At 67.0% G+C, this 12,784-nt stretch carries 1 protein-coding gene; it reads right to left on the reverse strand.

Translation table 11 applies throughout. The features are described from left to right. Positions 1-18 precede the first annotated feature (18 nt). Positions 19-12,573 (reverse strand): BapA/Bap/LapF family large adhesin, encoded by a 12,555-nt coding sequence (locus AC4LE2_RS07830; protein ID WP_491825217.1) that lies wholly within the window; start codon positions 12,571-12,573, stop codon positions 19-21. Positions 12,574-12,784: the final 211 nt, after the last annotated feature.

Genomic DNA, 12,784 nt, shown 5'->3' on the forward strand with positions numbered 1-12,784 from the left:
GGCTGTGTTGCTTGACGCTCACACCATCTGAATACCGTTCTGCACCCACAAATGATGGCTGGGGTCCTCCTGTGGGCTGTATTGAAGGTAGTCCACGCCAGCGAGTGTGTGGGCGCCGTCTGCGTGCCAGGCCCCTTCAATGTGTACGCTGTCTTCATGGCCGCCCTTGATCAGCAGGGTGCTGCTCTGGGGTGAAAGCACGCTGATCAGGTCTGACAGGCCCAGGGTCAGGTTCACCGGCGCGGTGGTGTTGAGGTCGATCACCTCGATGTTATGAATGCGCCCCTGAAGGTTGCCCAGGTCGATGGTGGCTGCACCCCCTGCCCACAGCAGGGTGTCGGTGCCGCTGCCGCCGTCCACGGAGGCAAAGTGTTGGTCGACCACGATCAGGGTGTCGTCACCCGCACCGCCCAGCAGCGTGACCGCACCGCCCTGGCTGCCATCGAGGGTGTCATTGCCAGCCGTGCCGTGCAGGGTAATAGCGTCAGTGCCAGCCGCTGCCACGCTGTGGTCGTCCACCAGGCTGGCGCTGCTCAGCGGCGCAAAGGCCCGCAGGGCCGCAGTAACGCCGACCGCGTTCAGGTTGACCGTGAGGGTGGCGGTGTCCACCGTGCCGTTGGGGTGGGTAAGGGCATAGGTGAACACGTCCTGATGGCCAATGGCGGCATCGCTCAGCCCTGGATTGAGGGTGTAGGTGTAGCTGCCGTCGGCTTTGACCAGCAAGGTGCCGTAGGTGCCCGCCAGCGTGGTGCCGTTGTAGCCGGGCACCACGTAGTTGCCAGCGGCCAGCACGCTGAGCAGGGTGTAGGCCGAGCCCAGCACATCCGGCCCGCCCCCCGCAGGGTCGGTCAACAGGTTGCCCGCTACGGGCGTATAGCTGCTGACGGTGAACTGGTTGTTGTAGGTCGCCACGTTGGTCAGGCCGATGTTTATCGTGGTCAGGAGGCCCACGCCCCCTACGCTCAGCCGTACCTGGTAGGTGCCCGCGGTCTGGTCATCAACCGTAATCCCCACGGCGCCTCCGCCCAAACTCAGCAGCGTGTTGCCGCCCCAGGTGCCCACCAGGGTGTACTGACCCGTGGCGGTATTGAGCTTGTACAGGCCCAGGGTCGAGGCATTCAACAGCGAGAGCAGGCTGGTAGCAGACAGGCTGATGGTGAGGTCGCTGACGGTGCCTGCCGCCACGTTGAAGGTGAAACTGCCAGACCCGCCGTTGAGCTGAACGGGCACGCTGCCCAGGGCGCTGGTGGTGGTGGTCACCCGGTTGGTGAGGCTCAGCGCGGTATTGGCCACATCGAAGGTGGCATCGACCACGGTGGCGGGTGCCGCCAGGTTGCCGCTGTCCCACACTTCAGTGGCCTGAGGGCTGTCGATGCGCACGTACAGGTTAGCGGTGTCGCTCAGGCCATTAGGGTGCACCAACTGATAGGTGAACACGTCCACCTTGCCCACGCTGGCCGTGCTGCCGTTGGCGGTGTAGGTGTAATTGCCTTGTGCATCGAGGGTGAGGACGCCGTATTGGCCTTGCACCGATACCCCGCCTGCGGTGCTGACAAAGGCGCCATTGCGCAGCACCTGCACAGCGGCGCCGTTGTCCGGGCCGGTGATGTCGCGCGTGCCGTCCACGCCCACGTCCGTGACCACATTGCCGTTGAGCACGGCCCCCGCCGTGCCGCTGAATTGGTTAAGTGCGGTAATGTCCAGCTGCAGGTTGCTGGTGACCGTACTCAGCACGCCAATGCCGTTGCTGGCCACCAGCACCCGGTAGTTGCCGCCCAGCAAGGTGCCGATGTCCACCTGCACCCCTTGGCCCGCCAGCAACAACACATTAAGCAGGCTGCCGCTGGGCCCTGCGCCCAGGGTGACCCAATTGCCGTTGGCATCCTGCACTTGCAGGGTAAAAGTGGCGTTGTTGTACAGGGCCAGGGCACTGCCGGTGTTCAGGGTGAGTAGAGGGTCGACACTTGTGCCGCTGGCCACCGTGAAATTGAACGCCTTGCTAAAGCCCGCCAGTGCGGTGCTAAAGCTGTCCGTGTAGTTGCGGGTGGTGGTGACGGGCGAGAGGGCCACGCTGGCGGTGGCCAGGTTATCGCTGGCGATCACTGGCAGGTTCACGTCGATGTCCGGCGCCGTCACCACGCTGGCTACCGAGAGGTTACCGCGGGCGTCGGCAAGGCTCACACTGAGCACTTCGCCGTTGATCTGCGCACTGCTCAGTGCCACGGCGAAGGTGCCGTTGGCCGCCACGGTGCCAGTACCCAGCACCGCGCCGCTGGCCGCGCGGATGGTCACCGTGGCTCCCGCTTCGCCCACGCCGCTGAGGCTGCTGCCGTCGCCTGCCACCAGCAAGGCCGTGGCCGCAGCAGGTGGGGTGAGGTCAGGCGCCACTACCCCGGCGGCGGCCGACTCGTTCCCGGCGGCGTCCACCTGCACCACGCTCAAGGTCTGGCTGTCGATCTGCGGTGGGTTCAGCGTGGCCGCCCAGGTGCCGTTGGCCGCCACGGTGGCGCTGCCCAATAGCACGCCCAACGCGTTTCGAACGAAAATCCGGGCGCCCGCGACCCCACTTCCGCTGGCCTGGGTCCCGCCGCTGCTGATCACCGGTGTCACAGGGGCGGGCGGCGGCGTGATGTCGGGTGCGGTGGCATTGGTCAGGGGCGAGGCGTTACCGGCGGCGTCGGTCAAGCGCACGCTCAACACCTGGCCGTCCGCCTGGGCTTGGTTAAGCGTGACCGAAAAGGCCCCAGCGCTGCCTACCGTGGCGGTGCCCAGCAAGGCGCCGGTGGCACTGTAGACACTGGCCACGCTGCCTACCTCACCGGTGCCCGTCACCGTGCTACCGTCCGTGGCCACCACCACGCTCAAGGGCGCGCTGGGGGCGGTAAGATCCGGCGCGGTCAGGGTGGTGCTGGTACCGTTATTGGCGGCATCGGCCTCCCGCACCGTCAACACCTCGCCGTTGAGCTGAGCGGCGCTCAACTGCACGCTGAACAACCCGGCGGCATTCACCAGCGCCGTGCCCAGCAGCGTACCCGCCGCGCTGGTGACGCTCACCGTACTCCCGGCTTCGCCCCTACCGGTGAGTTGCAGCCCACTGGCGCTCAACAGCAGGTTGTTGAGGGCGGGCGGCGTGGTATCCACAGCGCTGAACGGGGTGATGGCCGACACGTTGCCCGCGCCATCCGTGAGCGTCACGCCCAGGGCCTGCCCGTTTAGCTGAGCGCTGGGCAGGCTCAGGGTAAAGGTGCCGTCGCTGGCGACGGTGGCGCTGCCTAGCAGGTTGCCTGCGGTGTCCCTTGCTTGAGCGAGGGCGCCTACCTCGCCACGGCCGCTTAGCACACGCCCGGTGTTGTCCAGCGCCAGGGCAACGGGAGCCAGCGGCGGGGTGATGTCCGGCGCTGTGACGCCAAGAGCACCAGACGTATTGCCTGCGACGTCCGCTTGCGTCGCGGTCAGCCGTTGGCCGTTGGCCTGGGCAGTCAGCAGGCCAACACTGACGGTGCCGCCGGTACCGACCACGGCAGTGCCCAGCACGGTACCGTCTGCTGCGCGAACGGTCACCGTGGCGCCTACCTCACCACGCGCGGTAATCAGGGTGCCGGTGGCATTGATCGCCAGATCGGTCAGGGGCCCCGGTGCCGTCGTGTCGGGCGCCACTAGCGGGGTAGGGATGGACTCGCCGCCTGCTGCCGTGGTGGCAGTGGTCGTCAAGACCTCGCCGTTGGTTTGTGGGCTAGACAGCGCCACGGTGAAGGTTCCATCGCTCGCCGCCGTGGTGGTGCCCAGCAGGCGCCGGCCGTCTGAGTATACCCGCACGGTGCTGCCCGCCACGGCGAGCCCACTCAGCGCCTGGCCATCGGCACTCAGCACCAGGGCTGAGGGGGCGTCCGGTGGCGGTTGCTGGGGCACGGTCAAGTCTTGAGTCGGTGACAGGTTACCTGCGGCGTCGGCCTGGGTAACGCTGAGCACATCGGCGGCTGACACCTGCCCGTTAAGGGCAACTACAAAGGTGCCGTCGCCGGCCACGGTGGCAGCGCCCACGGATTGCCCGTTCAGGCTGACATTCACCAGAGCGCCCGCTTCGCCACGCCCGGCCAGGGTGCTGTAGTCGCTGCTCACTGCAAGGTCAGTAACGGCGTCAGGCGCGGTGATGTCCGGCGCAGCGTAGGCAAGCGCGGCGGACGCGTTGCCGGCCGCATCTGTGGCCACCAGGTTGAGCAGTTCTCCGTTGGCCTGCGCACGGTCTAGGGTGAGCGAATACAGGCCATTGTTGTCTGCCTGGCCCGTACCGATCACGGCACCGTTGGCTGTGAGCACAGTCACGGTGCTCAGGGCCTCGGCGCTGCCGCTGAGCAGCGTGCCTCCCACGGTCAGGCTAGTGACGGTAGGTGCGTCGGGGGCCGTGCGGTCGCTTGCGGTCGCGATGGCGTCGGGCGAGGTGTTGTTGGCCAGGTCCGTTTGAGTAACCGTCAAGCGCTGGCCATTGAGCTGAGCGGCATTCAGGCTGAGGCTGAAGGTGCCATCGGCGCTGACCACCGCAGTGCCCAAAACGGCGCCTGCGTTGTCACTCACGTTCACCTGGGCGCCTGCTTCCCCGGTACCGGTCAGTATCAGGCCGTCGGCGCTCACTTGCAGGTTGCTCACAGGGTCCGGCGCGGTGGTGTCGGCGGCTTGGTAGAGTACGCCGGCCGAGGTATTGCCCTCTGCGTCAGTCTGAGTGAGCGTCAGTACCTGGCCATTGCGCTGAGGCGTGGTCAGGTTCAAGGTCCAGGTGCCGTCGACGCCCACGGTCGCCGTGCCCAGATTGGGGTTAGTGGCTGAGCGTACCTGGACCCTAGCCCCGGCCTCGCCGGTGCCGGTCAGTGTCACCTGGTTACTGGCAAGCGCGTCGATCAGCGGGGCGGCGGGCGGCGTAAGGTCCGGCGCGGTGATCTGTGCCGCGCTGGAGGGGTTACCGGTGGCGTCCTGCTGGACCACGCTGAGCACTTGGGCGTTGAGCTGAGGCGGGGTCAGCGCAATGGCAAAGGTGCCATCGCTGCCCACATTGCCCAGGGCAAGGGTGTCGCCACTGGCATTGGTCACCACCAGCCTGGCGCCGGCCTCGCCCTTGCCGGTCAGTACTTGGCCGGAGGTATCCAGGCCAAGGTCAGTGACGGCGGCGGGCGGGGTAATGTCCGGGGCGGTTAGCGAGCCAAGCGGGGAAACGTTGTTCTTGCTGTCAGTGAGGCTCACCCACACTGCCTGGCCATTGGCGGCAGGCGTGTCCAACGCGATCAGAAAGGTGCCGTTCGTGCCAACGGTGCCGTTGCCTATCACGGTACCGCCGGTGGACACCTGCACCAGGGTGCCCGCTTCGCCCGTACCGCTGAGCTGATCGCCCGTGACGTTGAGCACCAGGTTGGCGGGCTGGGCGGGCGGGGTAAGGTCCGGCGCGATCACTTGCACCGGCTGGCTGATGTTGCCAGGCGGGTCGGCCTGCTGCACCGTCAGCACTTGCAGGTTGATCTGCGGGGTGGTCAGGGCCACGCTGAAGCTGCCGTTGGCGAGCACCACCGTGCTGCCGAGCAAGGCGCCGGTGGCATCGCGCACCGTAACGGTGGCACCGGCTTCACCCGCACCGCTCACCACCGCACCCGCAGCGTTGATCACCACGTTATCGAGCGGGTCGGGTGCCGTGAGATCTGGGCTGAGCAGGATGGCCGCGGGCGACACATTGCCCGCGAGGTCTGCCTGGGTGAAGGTCAGTACTTCGGCGTTGAGCAGGGGCGTGCTCAGTACCAGGCTGAAGGCACCGGTCGCGCCCACCAATGCCGTGCCCAGTACAGTGCCTTGATCATTCGCGACGGTCACGGTGGCGCCGGCCTCGCCTCGGCCGCTGAGGCTGGCGCCGTCGGCCCCCACGGCAAGGTCGGTCAAGGCGGTGGGCGCGGTGGAATCCGCCGCCAGCACGGCGCCTGGGAGCGACGTATTGCCTGCTGCGTCCGCTAGAGCGACCGACAGCGCCTGGCCATTGGCCTGGGCCGGTGTTACCGCCAGCTCAAAGGTCCCATCCAGTCGAACAATCCCGGTGCCGAGCACCGCGCCGCTAGCATCGTGTACCGTCACGGTTGCCCCGGCTTCGCCCAGGCCAGACAGCAAACGCCCATCCAGGCTCAGGCTTAAGCCGGTTGGCGCGGCCGGGGCCTCAAAATCAGGGGCAGTGAGCGCGGCAAGGGGGGATTCATTACCAGCGGCGTCTACTTGAGTGAGGGTCAAGGCTTGGCCAGCCAGTTGGGCAGGCGCCAGGGTCAGCGCGAACGTGCCGTCGGCGCCCACTAGGGCAGTGCCTAGAATCAACCCGCCCTGGGCCAATACCCGCACCGTGGCGCCTGGCTCTCCAAGCCCACTGAGGCTGGCGCCGTCACTGGCCAGATAGAAGGTGCTCAGGGCCACCGGGGCGGTTACGTCAGCCGCTACCAGCGACACGGCCTGGGCGTTGATGCCATCGGTGGAGGTCGCGACCACGCTCAAGGCTTGGCCGTTGAGCTGAGCGCTTGATAAAAATACCGAGAAGGTGCCGTCGCTGGCGGTCAAGGCCGTGCCCAGCAATTGCCCGGTGGCGTTGTACACCCGTACCAGGTTGCCGGCGTCGGCGTTGCCGGCCAGGGTCAGCCCGTCGGTGGCCAGTGCCAGGTTGCTGGCCTCGCTAGGCGCCAGGAAGCCCGGCGCGGTCACTGCTACGCCTGACGCGGCATTGCCCGCCGCGTCGCTGGCGACGACCGAAAGGAGGTCACCGGCCGCTGCTGCCGGGGTTAATGCCAGGTTGAACCCCCCTTGGGCATCGACGGTCGCCGTACCCAGTACCCGCCCATCCACTGCGGTGGCAGTGACTGTGGAACCTGCCTCGCCCAAGCCGGTGAGGGTGGCGCCATCGGCAGACACCGCCAGGTTGCTCGCGCTGGCAGGCGGGGTAAGGTCCGGAACCGTCAGCAGCGCAGCCGCCGAGAGATTACCCGCAGCGTCGCTGGCGATCGCGCTCAGGGCTTGGCCATTGAGCTGCGGTGCATTCAAGGCCACCACGAAGGTGCCGTTGTCGGCGGTGACTGCGCTGCCTAATACGTTGCCTTGGGCGTCTCTGAGGGTCACCTGCGAGCCGGCCTCAGCCAGGCCCGTCACCTGCACGCCGCCGGGGTTGATCGCCAGGTCGCTGGGGCTTGCCGGTGGCTGCGTATCAGGGGCCGTAATGTTCAACGCAGGGCCTTCGTTGCCCGGCGGGTCTTCCTGGTTAACCGTGAGCAATTGCGCATTTAACTGGGGCGTACTCAAGGCCAGGCTGAAGGCGCCATTGCCGGCCACCAGGCCAGAGCCCAACACGACGCCGTCCAGGCCGCGCACGTACACCGTGGCGCCAGGCTCGCCCTGGCCGGCCACGGTGACGCCGTCGGCGTTGATCACCACGCCGCTGAGTACCGCCGGTGGGCTGATGTCTGGCGCAGTAAGGCCTAATGCCACCGAGGTGTTGCCGGCCCCGTCTGTCTGGGTAATGTCCAGGGCTTCGCCGTTGACCGGGGGCGGGCTCAACACCAGGTTGAACACGCCGTTCACGTCCACGGTGCCGGTGCCCAGCAGGGTGCCGGCGGCGTTGCGCACGTTCACCGTCGCGCCGGGCTCCCCCAGGCCTGACAGATTAGTGCCGAGCGGGGTAATCAGGAGCCCGCTGACGGGCGCGGGCGCCGTGTAGTCGGGGGTGCCGACGCTGGCGCTGGGCGAGCTGTTGCCTGCGGCATCCGCCAGTTGTACCGAGAGCGCCGCGCCGGTGTTCTGGGCCACGGGCAAAGTGATCTGGAACACGCCGCTCTGGTTCACGGTGCCGCTGGCCAGCGCTGCGCCGGTGGCATCACGCACGGTCACCAGCGCGCCGGCTTCGCCCAGGCCGCTGACCACGGTGCCAAAGGTGTTGATGGCAAGGCCCGTTGGCGAAGCGGGGCCTTCGAGGTCTGGCACCACCAGCGTAGTGGGAAGTGACGGGTTACCTGAGGTGTCGGTTTGTACTGCAGTGAGTGCCTGGCCATTGAGCTGGGGCGGGGTCAGCACGACCGAGAAGGTGCCATTGGCCGCAACCACGCCTGTACCCAGCACCGTTGAGGTGGCATCGGTAACCGTGACCGTGGCACCGGCTTCGCCTCGCCCGGTCAATAGGCTGCCACCGTTGGCCGTGGCCAGGTCCACCGGGGCGTCCGGGGCGGTGGCGTCGACCGCCAACAGGCTGGCCGATACCGAGACCGTGCCGGTGCTGTCGGTGGCGATCACGTGCAGCAGTTGGCCATTGAGCTGAGGTGTCTGCAACAGCACCCGGAAGCTGCCATCGCTGCCTACCTGAGCCGTGCCCAGCAGGGTGCCGCTGGCATCGGCGACGTTGATCGTGGTGACGCTGACACGGGTGCCGGTTTGCCCGGTACCGGTCAAGGTATAACCATCGGCAGACAGCACCAGGTTGGTGGGCGTAAGTACCTGGGTGCCGTCCGGGCCGAGCAGCGTCACGGGGCTTGAGCTGTTGCCAGTTGGGTCGAGGGTGACCACCGACAAGACGTCGGTACTGAGCGCGGGGGTGGTCAGGGTCAGGTTGAAGGTACCGTCCGGGCTTACCGTTGCCGTGCCCAACACCCCGCCCGCCGCGTTGGTAACGGTGACCTGCGCGCCCGCTTCACCCGTGCCGGACACGGCGGTGCCGTCCGGGCTGATGACCAGGTCGCGCACCTCGGCGGGCGCAGTGGTGTCCTGTGCGACCACAGCCGCGGGTTGCGACAGGTTGCCCGCCGCGTCGGTCACGCTGACCTGCAAGGTTTGCCCGTTGAGCTGGGCGCTGCTCAAGGTTACCGCAAGGCTGCCGTCGGCCCCCGCGTTGGCGCGGCCTATCACCGCGCCGCTGGCGTCACGCACCTCGACGTGCGCGTTGGCTTCGGTGGTGCCGCTGAGTACCAGGCCGGTTGCATCGAGGGCGAGGGCGGTTGGGGCGGCGGGTGCGCTGACGTCGCGGGCGGTCAGGCCAATAGCCGTGGAGGTGTTGCCCCCGCTGTCGACCTGATCCACGCTCAAGGCTTGACCGTTGAGCTGAGGCGTTGCCAACACCACGCTGAAGTTGCCATTCACATCGACTTGAGCCGTGCCCAACACGGCATTGGCCTCGCCGCGTACCGTCACCGTGGCGCCGGGCTCACCGGTGCCGGTGAGCCCGGCGCCGTTGCCGCTGAGCAGCAGGTTATCAACTGCAGCCGGGGCTGAGGTGTCGGGGGCGGTGACGCTGGCCAAGGGGGACAGGTTGCCTTGGGCGTCGGCCTGTATTACTTGCAGCGACTCGCCGTTGAGTTGCAGGCGGGTGAGTAACAGGCTGAACGTGCCGTCAGGGTTTACCGTGGCCTGACCCAGCGGGGTGCCGTCGAGGCTGCGCACGCTGACGGTGGCCAAGGCTTCGCCAAAGCCGGTGAGGGTAGCGCCTCCGTTGATCACCTGAAGGCCGCTCAGCGCCGCTGGGGCCTGGATGTCGCTGGCTACCAGCGCAGGGCCGGTGGCGCTATTGCCCGCGGCGTCTGCCTGGATCACGGTCAAGGTTTGGCCGTTGACCTGTGCTTGCGTCAGGGTGGCCTCGAAGCGACTATTACCGCCCACCAAGGCCGTTCCCAGCACCGTGCCAGCGGCGTTGGTAACGGTGACCGTGGCGCCCGGTTCACCGGTCCCGCTGACGATAAGCCCGTTGGCGGAAAGCGCCAGGTCGGTTGGCGCATCCGGCGCCACCAGGTCTTGTGCGGTAAGGGTAACCGGGGCGCTGAGGTTGCCAGCGCCATCGACCGCGATCACCTGCAAGGACTCAGCGCGTATTTGAGGCGAACTCAAGGTGATGCTGAAGGTGCCGTCGGTGCCTACTTGCCCGGTACCTAGCGAGGCGCCGTTGATGTCCAGCACGGTGACCTGGCTCGCAGGCTCGCCGATACCCGTCAGCACAAGGCCTTGGGCGTCCATCAGCAGGTTGCTTACGGCGGCTGGGGGTTGTACGTCCGGGGCCGTGAAGGGCAGGGTTGTGGCGGTGGTGCCTGCCGCATTAACAGCCTCTACCCGCAGGGCCTGACCGTTGGCTTGAGGGGTGCTCATTACCACACTGAAGCTGCCGTCAGCCGCTACCAGGCCAGTACCCAGGACCGTACCAGTGGCATCGCGTACGGTAACGGTAGCGCCCACTTCGCTCACACCGGTCATTAAGGTGCCTGCAATATCCAGGGCCAACCCTTGAGGCAAGAGCGTGCCGTTGATGTCCGGCGCGGTAATGGGCACAGCCACCGTGGCGTTGCCTGTGGCATCGGACAGGCTCACCTGCAGGGCCTGACCATCCACTTGAGGCGGGTTGAGCAATACGGCAAACGCACCCGTGGCCGCCACGCTGCCCACTGCCAGCACAGCGCCTGCGGCGTTACGCACTGTGACCTGCGCGCCCACTTCGCCACGGCCGCTGAGCAGGGCGCCGTTGGGGTTCACCACAAGGTCGGTGGGCAGGGCGGGTGCGGTCGCATCAGGTGCGGTCACCACTGCTATCACCGACGTGCCGCTGCCCACCTGCACGGTGACATCCAGCAGCTCTCCGTTTTGCTGAGCCGCGCTAAGGGCAACGGTGAAGGCGCCATCCGTGCCGGCGACCGCCGTGCCGAGCAGGGTACCGTCGGCCGCACGGACCTGCACGGTGGCGCCACTGGCGGCCGTGCCAGTCAAGGCCAGCCCGTTTGCAGCGAGGGCAAAGCCTGTCGCTGCTGCCGGTGCGCTGGCGGGCACGCTAATATTGCTGCCTTGGGAGAGATTGCCTGCGGCGTCTGCCTGCACCACCACCAGGCCGGTGCTCGGCACCACCGCAGGGGTGAGCGCTACAACGAAGGTGCCATTGGCCGCCACGCTGCCGGTGGCGATCAGGCTACCGCTGGCATTGAGTACCCGAACGCTGGCACCGGCTTCACCCTGACCGGACAGCGCCAGGCCATCGGCGCTGACGGCAAGCCCGGTGATGGCTACAGGCGCGGTGGTATCAGGTGCCGTGACCAGCGCTTGCAGCGAGCTGTTGCCATTGGCATCGGTGGCGGTAACGTCGAAGACCTGCCCGTTGTGGTAGGCCACATCAAGGGCGATGGTGAAACTGCCGTCGGCAGTGGCGCGACCTGCACCGACCACACGGCCACTGAGGTTGCGTACCAATAGCCGCGTGCCCGCACGGGCAAAGCCGGTCAGCGCCAGGCCGTCGGCGCTGATGGTCAGGTTGGTAGGGGCGGGCGGCTGGGTCAGGTCTGGTGCTTGAATCGGTACGTTGAGCGACACATTACCGGCCGCGTCAGTGAGGGTCAGTTGCAACAGCTGGCCGCTGATCACACCCGGCACCACCGCCAGTGTGAACACGCCGTTACTGGCGACCACGCCGGTGGTCAGCACGTTGCCAACGGCGTCATACAAGGTGACCACTGCGCCCACTTCGCCCCGGCCGCTGAGGACACTACCGTCACCGCTGACGGCCAGGTCTACCGGCACTGCGGGTGGAGTCTCGTCAAGGATGGGCGCAGGGGGCGGCAGTGGCAGCGCCGGTACGTCCAGGCGCGCATCAGCCGACGCATTGCCGGCGGCGTCCGTAGCGGTGACCGCCAGGGCGGTGCCTGCAAGGGTTGAGGCGTTCAGGGCAAGGCTGAAACGGCCATCGGCCGCTGCAACGGCACTGCCCAGCGCCGTGCCGTTGGCCGCGCGCACGGTCACCTGCGCACCCGCTTCGGCGGTGCCGGTCAGTACGCCTGCGGTGACGTCCAGCACCAGGTCGGCCGGAGCAGCGGGGGCCGTGACGTCTGCCGCGATCAGGCTGGCAGCCGGGGAGAGGTTGCCCGCCACGTCGGTTTGTACCACCGAGAGGGTTTCGCCATTGAGCTGAGCGCGGGTCAGGCTGAAAGCAAAGCGCCCATCTGCTGCCACCAGCCCGCTACCCAGGGGGTTGCCGAGCGTGTCGAATACATTCACCGTGGCGCCGGCTTCCCCGAGGCCACTCAGGCTCAAGCCATCCGTGCCCAATACCAGGCCGGTGGGGGCATCCGGGGCCAGGGTGTCGAGCGGCGTGGCAGCACCGCCACCGCCTCCACCACCACTGTTCGCCGCCTGGCTCGCGGCAACACCAGCACCTCCCGCACCCAGGGCGCCCAGGCCGGCAATCGCCCACTCCGGCGTTGCACTGCCCACCACGCCCGCACCGGTCAGCAGGGTATCGAGGGAGGATAATTCGGTGAAGCTGAAGCCATTGAAGGCTTCAGCGCTGTACTGGGCTTGCCACAGCGCCCCGTCTTCGCCTTGGAACACCATGTCACTGCGCAGGCCCTCCGCGGTGGCGTTGAAGAAGTTGCCCACGGTCACCTGTTCGCCACTTTTCAAGGTGACAATGGCGTCTTGCCCGCTGCGGGCCACCGTGGCGACTTGGCCGGGCGCTACCGGCATTTGCACCACGCCCGGGCGGGCAAGCTGTAGGTCCCCCCATTCGCGCGCGGTAAGTTCGGAAGTAGATTTGTCGGCGACTACAATGTTGTCCATCTCATCCTGCCTTATCTAAACCTTGTACGGGCAACGCGCGCCAGAGTGCCTACTAGAGCGGGATGACCGGATCCAATCCAATAAGTTTCTGTGAGTTATAGCAGAATGTCGGAAAAATGCTAAGGGCCCTAACGGCTTTTTGTGCGGCGGATATTGGGTTTTTAAACAGTGTTAGCCAGTTGCCCTTGTTATCGAACAAAGGCATGGTGGC

The organism is Pseudomonas sp. 9.3L (assembly GCF_058536285.1).